Source organism: Paenibacillus sp. UASWS1643, assembly GCF_008693195.1.
Lineage (GTDB): Bacteria > Bacillota > Bacilli > Paenibacillales > Paenibacillaceae > Paenibacillus > Paenibacillus amylolyticus_B.
The window spans coordinates 62549-82774 of the sequence record NZ_VXKZ01000113.1 but is presented as its reverse complement, the minus strand read 5'-3'; the positions used below and the strand labels follow the sequence as shown (position 1 = coordinate 82774).

Sequence of the window (20226 nt, the reverse complement as noted above, 5' to 3'; positions counted from 1 at the left end):
ATTGTGTTATACAGCTCGCATGGTTTCCTATACCGGATTGGGCACAAAATCGCCGCCGCGGCATTGTTTCAAATATCGCAATGCATGCACCTGTCCGGTCATTTCGAGTTCGTCTTTGTAAACGGGATCATGCCAGCCTTCAATATCAATCGTGCCCTGATAACCGTTCTGACGCAGAATGGTGATAATGTCTGCCCAGTTGTTATCCCCGAAGCCGGGTGTGCGGTGCCAGACAAATTCACGTGGTCCATGCACGCCGTATTCCTTGACAATATCCCAGGCAATCGTGGCATCTTTGCCATGTACGTGGAAGACTTTGTGAGCCCATTTGCGTAGCTGTGGAATAGGATCGATCAGGCTGGACATTTGATGGCAAGGCTCCCACTCCAAGCCTACATTTTCATCTGGAACAGCATCAAACATCATCTCCCAGGCCGTCGGGTTATGGGCAATGTTCCAGTCGCCTGTCTGCCAGGTTCCTCCCATATCACAGTTTTCAAAAGCAATCCGTACACCCCGGTCTGCTGCCCGGCGTGCCAGTTCACCAAATACTTCCTTGAACCGGGGGATGGACTCGTTAATGGGTTGATCGGTCAGACGTCCGGTGAACCCGGAGACGATATCTGCACCGAAGAGCTGTGCATGATCGATGACTCGCTCCCAGCTCGCGAGTGTATCCGCGTTGTCTCCCGCTCCGGTGAGCGGGTTACCAAATACACTCACCGCGGAGATGACAATACCCTGTTCGTCCACGATTTCACGGACACGTTTGGCTGTCTCAGCCAGATCCAGGTCGCCAGTTGTTTGCCAGAACGTCAGGTTAAATGATTCAAAGCCGTGTTGCATGATCTGCGGGATAACGCGGACGGCGTCCTGCCCGCCTACTAGGGTACCGATGCGTAATGATTTATTCATGGTTGTATTTCACTCCAATATTGGCTTATAGTACTTCGTGACACACTCATTATAGCCGTGGATTAACGGGATGGCTCTAAACAATCTTGTGTAATAATAGTCGGATCTTGTGAAGAGGGGGAAGAAGTCGTGCTGGATCTGAAAGCGCTTCACGAAAATACCCGAATTGACCATAAATCACATCCATTTCAGCTGTTTCAAAATCGGTGTTCAGATATGAAAGCTGAAGAATGTATTCTGTATTTGCATTGGCATGAACATTTTGAGTTGATTATCATGCGCAAGGGCAGTGCGCTTTTTCATATTGATAGCAAACCTTATGAGGTTCGAGCAGGTGAGGTCATTATCATTCCTGGAGGTACATTGCATGTCGGATATGCTCTGGACGAGGGGGATGTGCATTATGATTCCGTTGTGGTCAACCGTGCACTGTTCCATGATTTCACTCATGATCCTGTGCATGAGCAATATGTCGCGCCGTATTTGGAAGGAAGGGTGAGGTTTCCGGTCAAACCGGCAGAGGAAAACACAGCCTGTACAGGCTATTACTCCTTGCTGAATGAAGCTGTGGAGGAAATGGAGTTACAGCCCCCGGCTTATCAGCTCGTGGTGAAATCCAAGCTGCATGCCTTGCTTGGCGGCCAAGCGCTTGTCGAGATCATGGATGGCCGTGTGAATCCGTCAGCCAAACTTCCGGACACTTGGAGCGTGGATTATGGAGAAATTCCCGCTATTCACCCTGCTTGCGCGAACCTTTATGCCGCAGCAGCTACCGGATAGATCGGTCGGATCGTATTTTCCAAACCGCGAACGTTTCAAACAGTTGATTGCACAGATTGAAACGGACCCCACAGGTAAGATGTCTGTTACGGAAGCGGCAAGCCACGTGGGACTGAATGCGTATCACTTCTGCAAAATGTTCAAAAAGCTGACCGGACGTACTTTTGTGGAATACGTGAACGGGTGCAGAATGAGTGAGGCAGAGCAACTGCTGCAAGGCAGTAGTCTGACCATTTCAGAGATCGCCGTCAGAGTCGGCTGTGATAACGCCAATTATTTTACGAAGTTATACAAACAATACAAGGGCATGACCCCCTCGCAGGGACGGGGGAGAAAAGAAGGTTGAGCGCGACCGGTTTAGCATTAGTCTCGAATAAAATGTCTATAAAGATGATTGTGACCCTAAGTAACTCGCAGTCGCAAATGTGAGCAGAAGCAGAAGCAGAAGTAGAAGTAGAAGTAGAAGTAGAAGCAGAGCACACGGCAGTGATTACCGTAACCATAATCATACGCATACGCACATATACAAAGAATAACCCGGATAAAGGCCTCTTCAAGGCTTATTATCCGGGTGGTTTTGATTCAATAATATCAAGACAATCATCTATGTGTACAACGTGCTCATTTCATAAATCTGGAGAACAGACGATTGGCTTTCTTGGCGAGGTCGTCCATTTTGACGTTGGCATGATCGAACTGATTGTATCCCCATTTGATCGTTTGCAGCATGCGTGGAGATATGGGCGTTCCTTTGATCCGTGGATAGATGTTGTGATAGGCCCAAACCAGATGCTCCCAGCGATTGTCATTGCCGTCCTGAATATACTCGGATACGTCAATCACTTTCCCGCGTCCGTTCTGGAGAATTACATTTTTTAGATGAATGTCGCGAGGGTTCAGCCCACGGCTGCGAACGGCTTCTCGCGCTGCGTCCACATCGAGCATCACCTGCTCGGGGACGTGGATTCCCTTTTCCAAACATTCCAGCAACGTATCCCCGGGTTCAAAACTGATCACGAGTACATTCCGGCCGCTGCCGTAATAGGTAGGGAAGTATGGCAGGCCTTTGAGCTGCTCGTATACCTGTTTTTCATTTTCGAGTTTGTCCAAGGCATGATCCGAGTACATCTTGAAGGCATACTGCGGCAAGCCGTCATACGTAAATACAGCCGCATCCGTACCTGTGCCAATGCAATTCAATCCTTCTGCATCGCCGATGATGTTCACGAGCTCATTCCGGTCGCTTCCGATGACTTGGATATGTTGTAATGCTTCTTCCGCCTGGAACCAATCCGGTCGATTCATGGGTGGTGCCTCCTTTTAGGATATGCCTGTACAATATTTTTCATATAATCATTTTCTAACGAACCGAGTAAGTCTTATTTCACGTAAAGCGCCAGATCTAAAAATGTAACGAATTAGAGACACGCTATTGACTCATTTGCTTGCAATAAATACGTCCTACAACCGAAATAAGACTAATTAGAGTGTCTGTGGTTCGTTAGATTCTGTAAAACCTCAAGATCCACATGATAAGGTGTGTGAGATTCGTTAGCGCCGGGCCCGCACTGGCCCCGGGCTAGACCCGTACTAGCATCCAGGTCCCGGATTCGCTGCCCTCTATAAAGTATATTAAGCGTTCTGCTCCGCAATTTCATCTTTTGGTGATGTTACTATATAAACGATACGGATCGAATCGGAAACGGTTGCGTCAGAAGAAAATAACGGAAGCGAGCTTGCGACAAGGTTGCCCGGGCTTTATACTGTGAGCATTAAGGGATCTCATGCAGATCCGGCATACAGAAAGGCAGAAATTCTTATGGCACAATACCCGCAATGGTCTTATTCGCAGTCGCGGGCGAGTATGTTTGATGAGTGCCTGCGCAAATATTATTATCATTATTATGGAGCCCATAACGGCTGGAAGGCAGAGTCGGCTGATGAGATGCAGATACGTCTGTATCGGTTGAAGCAGCTCAGTAATCTTTACCTTGTATTCGGTGACCTCGCCCACCGGATGTGTGAATCTGCGGTTCGCAGCAGGGAAGAAGGTAAAGATAAACCGCGTGAGCACTTTCTGGAACAGACGATGCGCAAGCTGCTCAATCAGGCGTATGTGGAGTCCATGGACCAGGATCAGTGGCGGCTAGACCCCAAGAACCGGGTGATGTTGTCTGAGATGTATTACGGAGATGACACGTTGAATGACCGAATAGCGACGATCAAAGAGCGAGCTTCGGCCTGTGTCGGTAACCTGTATCAGACGCTCACGTGGGAGGACCTGTCCCGCGCGAGTACGGATATTTTGGAGATTGAGAAATGGGATACCATGATGCTGCACGATACACGCGTGTATGTGAAGATGGACTTATTGTATCGGCGCAGTAACGGCAATATTGTCATTGTGGACTGGAAGACCGGCAAGGAAGATGACTTCTCCGATCAGCTAATGCTGTACGCATCCTATGTAAGAGAGCACTACCGGGTTCCCTTGGAACAGATTGAGCTGAGAGTGGAGTATCTGTTAACCGGAAAACACCGAGAGTTTACAGCCACAGAAGAGGATATCCGGAAGGTGGAGGAGAACGTGGGTCGTTACATTGAGGAGATGCGATCCTGCGTGGAGGATGAGTATTATAACCGCCCCAAGGACGTCACCTACTTCACAGCGATGCCATCGCACCGGTCCTGCCGGGATTGCAACTTCCGCGAAGTATGCAGTGAGCGAGCGGTCTGAAGCGCCAAAACCGGAGGAACCTAAAGGTCTTGTACCAACCAACAATCTATCCTATATGTGAAAAAAATCAAGAAGCGCCAGCCGGGTACATCATCTGCCCGACTCGCGCTTCTATCGCGTTCCACAGGCCTAGCGACATGGCACCGGGGTGGAACGATCAGTTCAAGATTACTGGACGGCGGCGGCATTCTCCAGCGCCTGACCCGCAGGAACATAGGCATGCCCGAGATCGCGGGCAACCGCCTCATACGTGATGTGTCCATTCAGCGCATTGACCGCGCTGCGAATGGACGAACTGCCGCGAATCGCGGCGGCTGCACCGTGGTTGGCCAGCTGCAGCGCATAAGGCATGGTGGCGTTGGTTAGCGCCACCGTAGATGTACGCGGCACAGCGCCCGGCATGTTCGCCACCGCGTAATGCACGACGCCATGTTTCACATAGGTCGGTTCATCGTGGGTTGTGATGTGATCAATGGTCTCAACGATCCCACCTTGATCAATCGCCACATCCACAATGACCGAACCCGGTGCCATCGTCTTAACCACTTGCTCGCTGACAAGTGTTGGCGCTTTGGCGCCCGGAATCAGCACTGCACAGATCAACAGATCTGCTGCCGCAACAGCTGCTGCAATGTTGGATGGGCTGGATACCAGCGTGTGGATCTGATTGCCAAAGATATCATCCAACTGGCGCAGACGATTCAGATTCAGATCAAGGATGGTCACATCGGCGCCAAGACCAATAGCAATCTTGGCTGCATTTGTTCCCACCGTTCCGCCACCGATAATGACCACTTTCCCCCGACTGACGCCTGGTACACCGGACAACAGAATGCCCTTGCCACCTTCGGTCTTCTCCAGTAACTGTGCTCCGATCTGGGAGGCCATGCGGCCTGCAACTTCACTCATAGGGGTTAGCAGGGGTAGAGCACTGTTGACCTCCAATGTCTCATACGCAATAGCCGTTACCCGACTTTTAATAAGGGCTTTGGCAAGCTCCGGTTCCGCTGCGAGGTGCAAGTAGGTGAACAGAATCAGTCCCGGACGAAAATATCCATATTCACTGGCAAGCGGTTCTTTCACCTTGATGATCATATCGGCTTCGGTCCACACTGACTTGGCATCAATCCGAATCTCGGCGCCCGCAGTTTGATATTCATGATCCGTGAATCCACTGCCGATCCCCGCGCCTTGTTCAATCAGTACCTGGTGACCGGCTCTGATGAAATCAGCAGCCCCGGCCGGAGTCATTGCTACACGATTCTCATTATTCTTGATTTCTTTGGGAATTCCGATTCTCATCACCATGCACCTCGTCCATTTATTGGTTGTTAGCTTATACTACAAGTTTATGACTTGAATAATCGTTTTGCACCTTACTTGATGTCTAATCTTTAGGAATTGAACTCAACATATTGTCGAAAAAGACTGTTCAGGACATTTGTCCATGGATTATAATGTAAGAAAAAATAACACGAAGAGGGATCGCCATTGCGGAATGACCGTGTGTTTACGATCAAAGATATCCTTGCACGTCCGGTATTTGGCCGAGCACGACTAGCGGCAGGGAAGGATGGAGTGAACCGTCAGGTTGGCTGGGTTCATGTATTGGAGATTACGAATGTATCTCCATTCGTAAGCCCCCATGATCTTATTTTATCCACTGGACTGTGGCTTCAATCGGAAGAAGGGCGTGAAGAGTATCTGCTCCAGCTCATTGGCAGTGAGGCAGCGGGGTTATGTGTGGAGTTTGGTACCAGCATATACGGGATCCCGGAAGAACTGATTGAACTGGCGGACAGACACCAGTTTCCGCTGATCGTATTTGAGCAACCGGTCCGTTTTGTCGAGATTACACAGGATATTCACTCTCTGCTCATTAATCATCAACATCAACTGCTGAAAAGTCTCGAAGCATACTCTCGTCAGCTTCAGCAACGAACATTACAGAGTACGGATATGTCTGCTGTGCTGAACCTGTTGTATGAGTACGCTGCAAAACCGGTGGTGTACATTTCGTCCATGGAGCCGGGCAGTTTTGTGCCCGAACTTGTTCCGGAGATGGAACAGGCCATCTATACCTGGTATGAGCAAGAGGTAGAACATCTGGATCTGAATGATTCAGATACCGAATTATGGTTCCAATTGAACGAAGAGAAGGCTCTGTTATGTCATCCGGTCGTCTGTTTCGGCCAGGTATTTTCTGCTGTAGGCATGATTGTGCATCCTGCGGCTCCAGTTGAATATCTCAAGCTGTTGCTCGACTATACAGCGAAGGCGGCGGCAGCGCTCACGCTTCGTTCCCAGTTTCTTGAGGAGAAGATGGTCCGCAATCAGAATGAACTGATCCAGGATCTGATGAATGGCAACATCCATCAGGAGGAACAGGCTCAGACCCGAATGGGGCTTCGTTTGCTGGTGAAGGGACAGTACTGGTTTGCAGGAGGGGTCATCGAGATTGAGCATCAATTGAAGGGTACAGGCCGGGAGCGAATGGAAGCCAATCATCAGGATGTTCTTGTCCTGCTGCGTTCCCTGCTCAAGAAGAACAATCTGCCTAGCTTGATTATGCTGAAGAACAACCAGGTATATCTGTGCTGTGCGAAGGAAGCGGTAACGGCCGCTGCACGTCATCAACTGCTGCGATTACTGGAAGGGATTGCCCAGGACGTGAAACGGTTTGCCAGTCGTAACTTGAAACAGGTTATGATTCATGTAGGATTTGGCAAGTTACGCAACCGTTTGACCAGCCTGCCGGAGAGCCTTCAGGAGGCCTACCAGGTGATCGAAGTTTCGAGATCGGTAGATTCGATGGAACATGTTCACTTTTACGAACGTATGGGTATATATCAAATGTTAAAGGCGTTACCCCAATCCTTCCTGCAACCCTTTGTCCAGGATCACCTGGGTATGTTGATTGAACATGACCAAACGCACCACCTGCGATTGGTAGAGACGTTAGATGCTTACCTGCAGAACTTTGGTTCCAAGCGGGATGCGGCCGCCCAGTTATTTATTCATCGGCAAACGTTGTACAACAGACTGGAGAAGCTGGAAGAACTGATGGGTCCAGGTTACATGGATCAAGGGAGAAGAATCTGTCTGGAGATGGCGCTGCTCGCGCACGCGATGATTGAGAATGGACAGTGGCAATCCTCTTGATGAGGTGAAAGGGATGCAAGACAGACTGTGCATCGATCTTACACTACCTTGAGCACAGTCTAGCAGTTTTTACTAATTCGCCGGGTATGTCGTAATGAAGCAGGCAGGCGTTGCAGAGTGGATGTGGAGCGTCGGCCCCGATAAAGCTTCGTTTGACCGGAGGAAGGTGCCAGTGATAATGATGAAGGAGCAGCCAGCCGATACGGGGGTGACGACCGGTCGGGACGTCCTTCCTGTTCTGCTTCATTGTCCTCCATTGAAATGCCACTTTGGTGCAGCCATTCATTGAGTCGTTTGGGATTGATTCCAAGTTGTCCGCTCAGATTACAGATATCGAGGTTTATTCTCACACAAATCCGCCTTTCCTGGAATATCGGGCTGGTAGTAGGGAATGAAAGGGAAGCATGAATTCGAGATCAGTAAAGCTCTTATGCATGTTGGTTGTGCTTGATCGGCGGAATGATTCATTACGTTGAGAAGAAGCGTGGAGGCGTCTATATACCGTGTTAAACGTTTCCATGTCCGCTGTTTTGAATATTTCCTATAAATTGGCTTTTAACAAGATTCTATCACTTCACACCCAATTGCGCGTCTCAATATAGTCTCAATTTTGTGAGAAAATAAAGTACATTAAAAGTACCAGTATCTAGTACGGAGGACATATATGGGAAACAGTAGTGAGGCTCAATACGACAAATATGTTGAGGATGGCAAACGTTTCATTGGTCGAACCAAGGAACTGACGACACTGGAGCGGTGGTTTAATAATCCGGAAGCCCCATTGACCATATTCTCAATTACCGGCATGGGTGGCATTGGTAAATCTTCCTTGCTTTCAGAAATGTTATCTGTCTCTCGAGATCGAGGTGCGACGGCAATCTGGATGGATGGCCGATCATGTGGGGGGACACCTTCCGTTTTTATGGATTATTTGTCCTCTACATTAGGTTTGGAAACAATGGATAGTGAGGGATACCCGCGACCATTGAATCTGCTGAGAGACACATCGATTGAGAAGAGAATGGTCCTGGCCGTGGATAATTATGAAGAGCTCGCTCTGTTAGAAAGCTGGTTCATGGAAGTCTTTGTATCCAAACTTCCGTTGAGAGGGATACTTGTCATTCTTGCATCACGCCCGGAACTGGCGTCCACCTGGCGGACACATCCCCGATTACATCAGAGGTTTATACAGATGCGGCTTCAACATTTCACAGTTGATGAGATTACGGAATATATCACGGTGGCAGGCTTTCTGAATCAGGGGATGGCAGGTACCATTACGAGAATGACCGATGGACATCCGCTGGGGCTGGCCCTTGCTGTAGAAGCTGCGGATCAGAGGAGAAATCTTCCACAGTCGGAATGGGCTGAACTGTCACATATGATCAGTGCTCGATTATTATTGGAACTTACCACACCCCGTCTGCATCCCGTAGTGGAGGTACTGACACTGCTTGAGACAGCTAATCAGGAATTATTATCATCAGTACTGGATATGACCGTGACAAAAGAAGAGTACCACATGCTGAGACAGATGTCGTTTATCCGTTCCGGCCCGGATGGTCTTGCCCTGCATGATATGGCCAGAGTACATCTACTACGAGATTTTCGCCAACGTGAGCCTCATCGGTTGCAGACCATGCGTATCAAGATCGTGAAGCTGCTGAAACCGCTGCATGAGCAGGCGGGCCCACATGAGCGTCGCCAGATCGCCCGGAAGATGCTGTTGCTCTGTCAGGAATCCATGCTTCAATACCGCAAGTACGCAGATGTGTCCCGTGATTCCTTGTTCTCACCTCTCGAAACGATGAGAAGCGAGGATATGCCCGTTCTGCACAGCCTGTTACAGCAATGGTGCGAGTACAGCGTGGAACCAAGACAGGCGTTATCCTATGGTCCCTTCCTGGATGAACTTGCACAACGTTATCCCGAAGGGATTGTATTGATGCGTGACAAGCTCGGGGAGACGATCGCCATGTTTATCACAGTACTTGTACATAGGGATAGCAGTGAGCTGCTCCTGAAATATTTTCCAAATGAGATGCATGAATGCTTTACACCACAAGAGCTCGAAAATGACCCGGATCAGAGTGATACTCACTTTGCTTTGCTAGCTGCGGCAAGAGATGATGTGCCTGGTTATAAACGAGAAGAACTGGTAGGATACATGGCACTGGACCGGCTGTCTCTGCTGGGTGATGGTGCGCGAGCGATGCTCGTTGCAACGAACCCTCACCTGAAACTATTTTTGCAAAGTATTGGATTTCGGATGCGAAGAACCCGCACTCGTGTCTGCGACAGATTTGAGGACCAGGCGGACGTTCTTGATTTGGATTTGCGTAACGGCCAATTCGGAGAGTGGGTCATGTCTCTGCTTGATCCGGAATCAACAGAGGATCGTACACAGCCGGAAACAACGGAATTGGATGGTGTAATCTGGACTGAACAGGATGTTCGCAAGATGTTGGGGGATCTTCGTTCCCCGGGAGAATTGCATGAATATGCTGGCAGGGTTAGAGGAGTAAAGGATGGAATCCAGTTACAGTTGTATGTCATGGATCTGTTGGAAGGCAGAGTGCATGGCCTATCTCCACAGGATCAGATGCTGTTATACGCGGCCTACTGGACGCATGCTGGCAATCCAACTGCCGCAGCCCAGACGTGTTCCATGAGTCGGGCGACATTTTATCGCCATCTCAGAACAGCGCTGACTCGCTTGGCGCGGATTTTGTAGGTTTCTATTCATTCATATACCGATAATAACGACAAGAAGAGGCTGGTCATAGACCAAGCCTCTTCATGCGATTATAGAGCGTTGCCCTGGAGATGCCAAGTTGCTTGGCGAGTGTTCGTTTATTGCCACCTGCTGCTTTCAGATATTGAATTAGAAGTTGGGCCTCATGGGTGTCCAATTTTTGCTGGTAGGTAACACCGGAGACAAGTTCGGAATCATCCGAGATATCTAATTCGTCCACATTTGCAACCGTTCGAGGTTCTTGTTCTGATTCTGCTCTCGCCGAATCCTGAGGTTTCTGATTTTCGCTCTTGGCATGTGAATGAATTCCGGATGTCAGTTGACCTTCAGACTGTTCTTGCATGGTGAGGGAAGTGAGGGTATCAGGTAGATATTCCTGCTTCACCTCACCATCTGTCGTCAGAATGGTCAGGCGTTCGATCACATTTCGTAATTCACGTACATTGCCTGGCCAATCATATTGGAACAGCAACTTGAACACTTCAGGTGGAACCAGCTCAATATGACGGTTATAGAGCAATGAGAATTCTTGAAGGAACGTCTGGGTTAATTCATATATATCTTCCTTGCGCATACGCAGAGGAGGGATGACAAGGTTAATGACATTCAGTCGATAGTAGAGATCTTCTCGGAATTGATTGCGGGAAATCATATTGAGCAGGTTCTGGTTGGTTGCAGCGATAATCCGGCAGTCGGCCTGTTTCATGCGTGTTCCCCCCACAGGAAAGTAACTCTTCTCCTGCAACACCCGAAGCAGCTTCACTTGCAATTCCAATGGCATCTCACCGATCTCATCCAGAAAAAGAGTACCCCCTTCGGCAAGCTCAATCTTGCCCTTTTTTCCTTTGGGATCCGCTCCGGAAAATGCACCTTTCTCATAGCCGAATAATTCACTTTCAAACAATGAAGCGGGAATTGCCCCGCAGTTAATAGCGATAAATGGTGCAGTCTGCAATTCACGAAGATCATGAATGGCTTTGGCGAATAACTCCTTGCCTGTGCCGCTCTCTCCGAGGATAAGTACGGTTGCTGAGGTGGTACTGATCTTACGAATGGTCTCCAGACACTGCTTAATGACCGTGCTGCTGCCCTTGATTCTGGCGAATGGATCTAATTCGGGCCGTAGCCGAGCAACGGCTTTCTCCAGGTGCTGGACTTTGGAGGTCATATGTAATAGTTCCTGATGTAATCGGATTTCGGTTGTTATATCCACTTCGGCAGCAACTGCACCCACAATATGTCCATCCAGTTGGACAGGACGAGCATTAATCAGGGCGAACAAGTCGGGCCGTGGCTGATGCTGTTTGCGATAGACCGTTTCGCCGGTATACAACGTCTTGAGAGACTGTAGCCGATCTGGAGGGAAAAAGTCCGCTGCGGGTTGTCCAATGATGTCTTTTTTGCTGATCGAAAAAACATGCTCCGCCCCAGTTGTCCAGTAGGCTACCTTGGCCTCTTCATTAATTAATGTCAGAGCTGAGCCTGCTGTCTCCAGTGTGGTCTCAAAATAAGCTTCTATAAGGCGATGCGCATGCATCATGGCATGCAAAACATCGGATACGGAGATATATCCCTCATATTCGCCCTGATCATTCTTTATTAATAGAAGAGGGCTCGTAGCAAATAAGGGGATCACTTCCGCAAGTTCGATCGAAGCAGAGACGACAGGCACAGGAAGACGGCCGTATGGTACTGTTCTATTGGGTTGGCTGTACAACCAGGCGTATTCTGTATTACAGCGCATAAAGACAGGTCTGTCCGTACCTATATGGAGTTCTGAAGGTATAGACTGAAGTGGGTGTTCGTCATACAGGGCTTCATCTAGAATACACATATCGGTTCGTAACAAAGCTTTCAGCTCAGGTAGTAAATGTCTCATCAGAATCACCTCGGTTGCAGCATATACTTAGGCAAAATGAATAATGTGAAATTATGTTTATTATAACGTTCTGGTGTAGTTGTGTATATATTTTTTGACATCAATTGGGCAGGTTGGGATATTGAACTCTATAAATAAGTTTTCGCTTTTTAATGTATGCGATTACATAAGACTGAAGTGAAGAGAAGTGTTGCTTGTAGCTGGAATTTAAAGGTTCTGAGTGGACTTAATGTTATGAAACCTGACGTTTGTAATCTTGCTAAATAGAGCTGTCAGACCGGAGGAAAGAGGACCGCGGGGGATTGAACGAGGTTGAACAGGTACAGGAGTGTCCATTATATTAGACATTTCAATTCGAGGCTTCTTAAATTTTAGACATGTGAATGGATCTCGTGTTAAGAATGAGAATTCAGTTTATAGCTCAAATAACCATGCTTTCCCAAAAAAAAACAGGAGAGCATGGTTATCATTTAACGGAACATATTCTTAACGACCATCCAGAGATTAGCCGGTTTTTCGGCTAAACGGCGGGTATAGTACGGATACCACATGGTGCCATAAGGTACGTAACAACGAATGCGATAGCCTTCTTTGGCGAGACGTTCCTGTTCGCTCATGCGCAGACCATATAACATCTGGAATTCAAAGGCATCCGGCGAGATTCCCCGATCTTTGGCGTATTGTTTCGTCCAGTTAATGATGTGATCATCATGCGAGGCAACCGCCGTGTATACACCCTGATCGAGATGATTACGAATCATCGTTTTGAATTGATGAATGACTTCAGAAGTATTCTGATAGGCGACTGATCCGGGTTCTTTGTAAGCACCTTTAACCAGCCGAAGCCGAATGCCTTCCCGAATCATATCGCGTGTATCTTCTTCGGTGCGATGCAGGTAGGCTTGCAATACTGTGCCTGTATTATGCAGTCCTTCCGAGTGCAGTCTTCGGACAATATCCAACGTTGCTTGAGTAAATGGACTATCCTCCATATCAATTCGAACAAATAGATCATGTAATTTGGCTTGTGCGGCAACGGTACGGATATTTCGATAACCCTCTTCCGGGTCAAGTGCGAGGCCCATCTGGGTTGGTTTCAGCGAGACGTTGGAGTCTGCCCTTTCACGTGCAATGCCTTCTACCAGTCGTACATACTCATCCCTGTATAATGCCGCTTCGCTCAGACGTGTGATACCTTCGCCTAGATGATCGAGCGTAGCCATAATGCCTTTATTATTGAGTATGTGGATCTCTTTGAGAGCTTCTTCCAAGGTGTTTCCTGCGATAAACTTCCCTGCCAGCTTCTTACCATATCTAATGGACAGGTTCTCTACAGCTTTGTTGCCTGCCACGGTTAATAAGGTTTTGCGATATATTTCCGTTCCTACACTCATTTTCGTTTCCTCCTTCAGCATTGTGCATCCTTAATTCAAGCAAGAAACGTGCCAGATTTGACGATGGTCTACTATTTTTCATGGAGATTTTAACTTTATAAAAAGGAATTAAAAAAACTGGGGATAACAGTGATCGGAAGGTTATTCTGTCATCGGAGTGGCCCGTGTGAATTTTCAGTAGTTGAATTGAACGAGAAAAATATTTCAATCCCAACCGGAGTTGGCACGGATTTTGCTACATATATTTGGTGATGAGTAACATGCAAAAAAATTCAGGCGAGCAGCCAGCGAACCCCACATCCTGAAGGAGGAATCATTGATGAATATCCCTTTTGTTAACGAACCATTCACACCTTTTGCGGTCCAGGCGAACCAGGAAGCATTTGAAGACGCACTTCGTCAGGTAGAAGCTGAACTTGGGCAGGAATACCCGATTATTATTGGTGGGCAAAAAATAACAAGCAGCCGCACGTTAACGTCCGTGAACCCCGCGGCCAAGAATCAAGTCGTCGGAACGATCCATCAGGCAGATCAGGAATTGGCCGAAAAGGCCATTCAGACAGCGGCGGAGACATTCCGCACTTGGAAACATACCGATCCGAATGAACGGGCTCGTTATCTGTACAAAGCAGCTGCCATTATGCGCCGTCGCAAGCATGAATTCTCCGCATGGATGGTCTATGAAGCCGGCAAAACCTGGCCTGAAGCCGATGCGGATACAGCGGAAGCCATTGATTTTATGGAATTCTATGCACGGGATATGCAGCGACTGAGTGAACCCCAGCCCCTCGTGCGGATTGCAGGGGAAGATAATGAACTGAGTTATATACCGCTGGGCGTTGGCATTGTTATCCCACCTTGGAACTTCCCGCTGGCGATTATGGCAGGCATGACCTCTGCTGCACTGGTCTCTGGCAACACGGTGGTATTAAAGCCTGCCAGCACAACTCCGGTAATTGCCGCGAAATTTATGGAACTGCTCGCAGAAGTTGGCCTGCCGGATGGCGTCGTGAACTTTTTACCAGGACCAGGCAGTGAAGTGGGCGATTATCTCGTGGATCATGCGCTTACTCGTTTTATCAGTTTCACCGGTTCCAGAGATGTAGGACTGCGAATTAATGAACGTGCAGCACGTACAGCTCCAGGCCAGAAATGGATCAAACGGGTCATTGCAGAGATGGGTGGCAAGGATTCCATCGTTGTAGACAGTGACAGTGATCTGGAGCTTGCGGCAGAGTCCATTACCGCTTCGGCATTTGGTTTCTCCGGGCAGAAATGTTCGGCGTGTTCCCGTGCCATTATTCATAAGGATGTATATGATGAAGTATTGCAAAAAGTGATTGAACGGACACAGAAACTGACGATGGGCAGTCCACTTGAAGTGGGCAGTCAGGTTGGACCGGTTATCGATGACAAGGCATATGCGAAGATCACGGAGTATATTGAGATCGGCAAGGGAGAGGGTCGTCTTGTGCACGGTGGCGGTACAGGGAATGTTGAAGGTTATTTCATTGAACCAACCATAATTGCCGATGTGGACCCCAAAGCCCGGATTGCTCAGGATGAAATTTTTGGACCTGTGCTTGCGTTCATCAAAGCAGAATCTTTCCAGGATGCTTTGGATATCGCCAATAATACAGACTATGGTCTGACCGGCGCGGTGATCTCGCGTAATCGTGAACATCTGGAACAGGCCAGACGCGAGTACTTCGCGGGTAATCTGTATTTCAACCGAAAATGTACCGGAGCACTGGTAGGCACGCATCCATTTGGCGGATTTAACATGTCAGGCACGGATTCCAAGGCAGGTGGAAGAGACTATCTGCTGCTGTTTACACAGGCGAAGCTGGTATCGGAGAAATACTAGACAGAAACTCATGGTTAGACGAAAAACTTCTTACATTCGCTTGAATAGTATGCTATTATCCCTGCAACGCATAAGGAGGGGAACGGATGTTAGGTGTTCAGTTGGTGCAGGAACAACGTAATCGGCTGTCCATCACGCCGGAGATGAAACAATCCTTTCATTTGCTGACCATGTCTGGCCAGGATCTGACTCGTTACTTGCTTGACGCGGCGGAGGAAAATCCAGTTCTTGAACTGGAAGAACAAGCTGCGCCTCTCGCCAGGGTGCCACGGCGATTGGATCAGCGCAGGCATGATTCCTACGATCCGCTGCTTCAGGTCAGAGGTGCCGAGTCTACACTGGAACAATTGCTGATTGCGCAAATTCGAGTGATGACACTTCCGGACGAATTGGAGAGTGTGGCAGTATATTTGGCAGGATGCGTCAATGATGATGGTTATCTCACCGTTGAACTGGCAGAGGGGCAAGCAGCGCTTGAGCAACCGATGAGCAAAATTGCAGCGGGACTGGAGCTTCTCCAATCGCTGGACCCTGCTGGTGTAGGGGCGCGGAATCTGCAAGAATGTCTGTTGCTCCAGATTAGACGTGATCCATCAGCAACGCTGAATGCGGAGCGGATGGTGGAAGCCGGATTGGAAGCACTGGTTCCTTTTCACCCAGGTAGAACAGGAAGTCGATTAGGTATGACTTCACGGGAAGCTCAGACTGCCTATGACTATATTACACGTCTGGACCCCAAGCCCTGTCGATCCATCGGATGTACAGAACGGCCACATTACATTATTCCGGATGCCGTTGTCGGGTTGCGTAACGGTGAGGTCCATTATAGTCTGCATGCAGCAGGTAACCCTCGTGTATCAATGAATGAAGAGTGCTTCCGCTGGATCAGGGAAGAGGCTCCGAACGCAATTTGGTCTACCCGCGTGGCAGAGGCAAGGGCTATCATTCGGAGTGTACACATGCGGCGCAGGACTTTAGTGCGTGTGCTGGCGGCAGTGATGGAAGAGCAAAAGCAATTTTTGGTCAAAGGTCCATCCGCGCTAAAACCACTTAATCTGGCTGTTATTGCAGAGAAGATTGGCATGCATGAATCAACGGTAAGTCGTGCGGTGAACGGTAAATACATTGAGACCCCACATGGTGTGTATGAACTCAGAGCTTTTTTTGACTCCGGAATCAGTACAACGTCAGGGGATAAAACATCAGCATCAGCGGTGAAACGCAGATTAAAAGAAATCATTCGCATGGAACAGACTCAGCGTCCATACTCGGATAGTCATTTGGCTACACTGCTCGCCGAGGAGGGGATTGTTATCTCCCGCAGAACGGTTGCCAAGTACAGGGAGGAACTTCAGATTCTGCCTTCCCTTGAGCGTAAACGATGGGCTTAATCAAATAGCTGGCGTCTTATCATCTCAGAATACAAGAACCCCCGCAAACCGTATAAACGGTCTGCGGGGGTTCTTCTTTAATTATTCGTGTTTGGGTTCTGCACCAGTTTTCCTGATTACCTACAAACGTTCCATATTACGCAGGAAGTGTTCTCCGGCAATCCCTGGTGTAGTCATCTGTTCCGGATGAAGAATCTCTTCCAGTTCTTCCGGTGTCAGCAATCCGCGTTCTAAAATAATTTCTTGCAAGGAAAGTCCAGTCTTGAGCGCCTCCTTCACGATGGAAGCTGCCACATTATAACCTAAGTGCGGGTTCAACGCCGTGACTACACTGAAACTTTGCTTCATGATTAATTCGCAGCGTTCACGGTTAGCTTCCATCTCTTCCACTGCATAACGTGTGAAAACATCGATACCGTTATTCATAATTTTCAGGGATTGCAGCAAGTTGAACGCAATAACTGGGCCCATGACATTCAGCTCGAATTGACCGGCTTCACACGCCATACAGATCGTATGGTCGTTCCCCATCACCTGGAAGGATACCTGGTTAATGACTTCCGCCATAACCGGGTTGACTTTGCCCGGCATAATGGACGAACCTGGCTGACGCGGTGGCAAGAGCAATTCATTGAATCCTGCACGCGGACCTGAAGCCATCATGCGAATATCATTACAGATTTTGGACAGGCTGACCGCACATACCTTCAGCGCCGCTGAAAGTTCCAGATAGGCATCTGTGTTCTGCGTTGCATCCACGAGATCCTCAGCTGTTTGTAGTGGAAGTCCGGTAACAGCTGACAGGTGCTCTGTAACCTTGACGATATATTCGGGTTTGGCATTAAGTCCAGTACCTACCGCAGTTGCACCCATGTTAATGGTAAGCAGGCGGCGATTGGCGAATTCAAGACGCTCGATATCCCGTCCGATGACGCGGGCATAAGCGCCGAATTCTTGTCCAAGGCGAATAGGCACGGCATCCTGAAGATGGGTACGGCCAACCTTAACCACATCGTTGAATTCCACTTCTTTTTTATGGAACGCCTCCTGCAGTCTTTTCATGGTAGCGAGTAACGTCTCCGACAGTTGGTACGCCGCAATACGCAGTGCTGTAGGTACCACGTCATTGGTGGACTGGGACATGTTTACATGATTATTGGGATTGCAATGGAAGTAGTCTCCCTTGCTTTTAGTTAACAGTTCCAGCCCGCGGTTGGCCAAAATTTCGTTCATATTCATATTCATGGAGGTGCCTGCACCGCCCTGAATGGAGTCTACAATAAAATGATCCAGATGATGGCCTTTCATCATTTCTTCAGCCGCCATGACGATCACCTCGCCAATCTTGCTTGGCAGCATCTTCAACTCCATGTTGGTAATCGCTGCTGCCTTCTTCACCGCAGCCAGAGCCGTGATCAGCTCCCGGTGTACCGGAACGCCGGTAATCGGGAAGTTTTCCACGGCCCGTACCGTCTGAATTCCGTAATAAGCATAAGCCGGGATTTCTTTTTCACCGATAAAATCTTTCTCCGTCCGTGTGGACATAGTAGACATCTCGTTCGCCTCCAGTGGCATCAATAAAAATAGTTCGGCTTCAGCATTGCTGAAGCGCACTCAGTATATCATTTAAGCAAAATGGATGCCAATCTAAATCATTTGGCCTCTTGTGCCGATAATAAATAAAATTAGAGATATTAAATGGAATATTATTCAATTTTTAAGAAAGGGAGGAGTGTCCAAGCTTGTCTTATACATTATGCGCTTTATGGTAGAGAAGTCATGCATGAACGGCAAGTATGGGAGGAATAGAACGTTTTCAGTGATGTATATCACATGAAATTTGGTACTTGATTGGTAAAATAGGAAAAAAGGACTACGGGGTGTGCACATGAAATGGACTTTAGGAGCAAAGACTGTCGCAGGTCTGGTACTGATTTCGATTATTACCTACGGAACTAGCGGCTTTTTTATATTTTTTGTCAAAGACTGGATTACATTAGATATTCCGAATTGGGTATACATATCGATTATCCTGATCATGGGAGTATGCTGGAACGGGATTTTGGGATGGTTTGCCTCACGCTGGCTGACTCGTCCAATCGTTCACCTGTCCCGGGCTGCACAGCAGGTTTCAGCGGGCGATCTGACAACCGAAATTCCACAGCGACGCACGCAGGATGAACTTACAGTATTATATGATGCTTTTCGCGCAATGGTTTCTAACCTTCGAAGCATTGTAAATGATATTGCAGACAGTACAAGAACGACTTCACAGAACGCACAGTCTCTGAGTGAAGCGATTACCCAAGCTGCGGAGCAGATCGAGATGATGTCAGAAGCGGTGGATCATATTGCGGTAGGCGTAGAAGAGCAGAAGGTTACTTCCCATCAATCCCTGATCACTGCGGATGAGATGCTGAACGATTTCCAGCGTATGCATAGCCAGTCCATGGACATGACAGAGATGTCCGGTCAGATGGAACGATCGGTAGATCATACAAAACAGACATTCTCATCGCTGATGAAAGGCATGGACGAGCTGGCTGAGTCACACAATCGTTCCCGCGACATTATGCTACTATTGGAGAAGGAAGCCTCTGATATCGAGGTAATTACCCAGTCAGTCAAAAATATTGCTGAGGAAACAGGATTACTTGCCCTGAATGCTTCCATTGAGGCTGCACGAGCTGGCGAAGAAGGATCTGGTTTTGCAGTCGTGGCGCAGCAGATTCGTAAGCTGGCAGACGAGAGTAAGGAATCGGTACATCGGATTAATGAGCTGATTAGTCGTGTGCAGCAGCGAATCAGGGAGACAGCACAACTGTCTCATGAGCAGCATGGTCTCGTGGTTAATGAATCGGAGCGGACCATCTCTGTGGATCAGACGTTGCATGAGCTGACGGGCACGGTGGAAGTATTTATGAAGGGTGCGCATGATATCGGTTCCAAAATTGCAGAGCAGACGGGACGTGTGGAACAAACACATGGTCATGTGAAGAAGATCCAGGGGAAAGCCGGATCGTTCTCGGATGAAGCGAAACGAATTATGGATGCCGCACACGAAGAGACAGCCATCATGGAGGAGATTTCATCCTCGGCTGAAGAACTGAGACAATTAACCGATCGGTTATTGGACAAAACCAAAGCATTCCGGATGCAGCCTTAAGCTGTGTTCGGGATTTTTTTTGCTTTTTGAGAACAGTTTTGGCATAATAATTTGCTTATTCTGGTTAAAGCCGAACGTTCTTTCGTGAAAACAGAAATTTGTAAAGATTATTTTATGAAAGATTAACAAATTCGCAACTTGCGGGCGATAAATGAAGATATAATAGGATTATCACAACAG

General features: G+C 48.2%; 15 protein-coding genes. 8 read left to right on the top strand and 7 right to left on the bottom strand.

The window, feature by feature from the left end:
• Positions 1-27: 27 nt before the first annotated feature.
• Positions 28-915, bottom strand: coding sequence for a sugar phosphate isomerase/epimerase family protein (locus FE296_RS20720; RefSeq protein WP_076214488.1), 888 nt, complete (start codon positions 913-915; stop codon positions 28-30).
• A gap of 129 nt (positions 916-1044) precedes the next feature.
• Here FE296_RS20720 and FE296_RS20715 point away from each other — a divergent pair, with 129 nt between their 5' ends.
• A complete protein-coding gene (locus FE296_RS20715; protein WP_223868968.1) occupies positions 1045-1695 on the top strand; it encodes a cupin domain-containing protein in 651 nt (216 codons plus the stop codon).
• Positions 1673-2041, top strand: coding sequence for a helix-turn-helix transcriptional regulator (locus tag FE296_RS33500; protein ID WP_223868967.1), 369 nt, complete (start codon positions 1673-1675; stop codon positions 2039-2041). The genes FE296_RS20715 and FE296_RS33500 overlap by 23 nt, the downstream gene beginning before the upstream one ends.
• Before the next feature lie 275 nt (positions 2042-2316).
• Here FE296_RS33500 and FE296_RS20710 read toward each other — a convergent pair whose 3' ends face one another.
• Entirely contained in the window at positions 2317-3000 is a 684-nt protein-coding gene (locus FE296_RS20710; protein ID WP_124117154.1) for a serine/threonine protein kinase, read from the bottom strand.
• 514 nt (positions 3001-3514) lie between these two features.
• Between FE296_RS20710 and FE296_RS20705 the strand changes: the two genes are divergently transcribed.
• Positions 3515-4432, top strand: a complete 918-nt coding sequence (locus FE296_RS20705; RefSeq protein ID WP_150366156.1) for a PD-(D/E)XK nuclease family protein — start codon at positions 3515-3517, stop codon at positions 4430-4432.
• 168 nt (positions 4433-4600) lie between these two features.
• Here the strand turns inward: FE296_RS20705 and ald are convergent, their stop codons facing one another.
• Entirely contained in the window at positions 4601-5734 is a 1134-nt protein-coding gene (gene ald, locus FE296_RS20700) for an alanine dehydrogenase (protein ID WP_150366155.1), read from the bottom strand.
• Positions 5735-5938: 204 nt separating this feature from the next.
• Between ald and FE296_RS20695 the strand changes: the two genes are divergently transcribed.
• Positions 5939-7594 carry a PucR family transcriptional regulator gene (locus tag FE296_RS20695; protein WP_223868966.1) on the top strand — a complete coding sequence of 552 codons (1656 nt, stop codon included), beginning with the start codon at positions 5939-5941 and terminating at the stop codon, positions 7592-7594.
• Between the two features lie 59 nt (positions 7595-7653).
• Here the strand turns inward: FE296_RS20695 and FE296_RS20690 are convergent, their stop codons facing one another.
• A complete protein-coding gene (locus tag FE296_RS20690) occupies positions 7654-7944 on the bottom strand; it encodes a hypothetical protein (RefSeq protein WP_124117151.1) in 291 nt (96 codons plus the stop codon).
• A gap of 314 nt (positions 7945-8258) precedes the next feature.
• On the opposite strand from FE296_RS20690, the gene FE296_RS20685 reads away from it, so the two are divergent.
• The gene (locus FE296_RS20685; protein ID WP_150366154.1) at positions 8259-10328 is read left to right on the top strand and encodes an nSTAND1 domain-containing NTPase; all 2070 of its coding nucleotides are present in this window, start codon (positions 8259-8261) and stop codon (positions 10326-10328) included.
• Between the two features lie 46 nt (positions 10329-10374).
• On the opposite strand, the gene FE296_RS20680 is transcribed toward FE296_RS20685, so the two are convergent.
• Complete coding sequence (locus FE296_RS20680; protein WP_223868965.1) at positions 10375-12228, bottom strand: sigma-54 interaction domain-containing protein; 1854 nt, start codon at positions 12226-12228, stop codon at positions 10375-10377.
• Between the two features lie 470 nt (positions 12229-12698).
• The gene (locus FE296_RS20675) at positions 12699-13622 is read right to left on the bottom strand and encodes a proline dehydrogenase family protein (protein ID WP_124117149.1); all 924 of its coding nucleotides are present in this window, start codon (positions 13620-13622) and stop codon (positions 12699-12701) included.
• 319 nt (positions 13623-13941) lie between these two features.
• Here FE296_RS20675 and pruA point away from each other — a divergent pair, with 319 nt between their 5' ends.
• Positions 13942-15489, top strand: a complete 1548-nt coding sequence (pruA, locus tag FE296_RS20670) for an L-glutamate gamma-semialdehyde dehydrogenase (protein WP_124117148.1) — start codon at positions 13942-13944, stop codon at positions 15487-15489.
• A gap of 86 nt (positions 15490-15575) precedes the next feature.
• Positions 15576-16880, top strand: a complete 1305-nt coding sequence (rpoN, locus tag FE296_RS20665) for an RNA polymerase factor sigma-54 (RefSeq protein ID WP_150366153.1) — start codon at positions 15576-15578, stop codon at positions 16878-16880.
• A gap of 120 nt (positions 16881-17000) precedes the next feature.
• On the opposite strand, the gene FE296_RS20660 is transcribed toward rpoN, so the two are convergent.
• Positions 17001-18434 (bottom strand): aspartate ammonia-lyase, encoded by a 1434-nt coding sequence (locus FE296_RS20660; protein ID WP_124117146.1) that lies wholly within the window; start codon positions 18432-18434, stop codon positions 17001-17003.
• 334 nt (positions 18435-18768) lie between these two features.
• On the opposite strand from FE296_RS20660, the gene FE296_RS20655 reads away from it, so the two are divergent.
• Positions 18769-20046 carry a methyl-accepting chemotaxis protein gene (locus FE296_RS20655; protein WP_150366152.1) on the top strand — a complete coding sequence of 426 codons (1278 nt, stop codon included), beginning with the start codon at positions 18769-18771 and terminating at the stop codon, positions 20044-20046.
• Positions 20047-20226 lie beyond the last annotated feature (180 nt).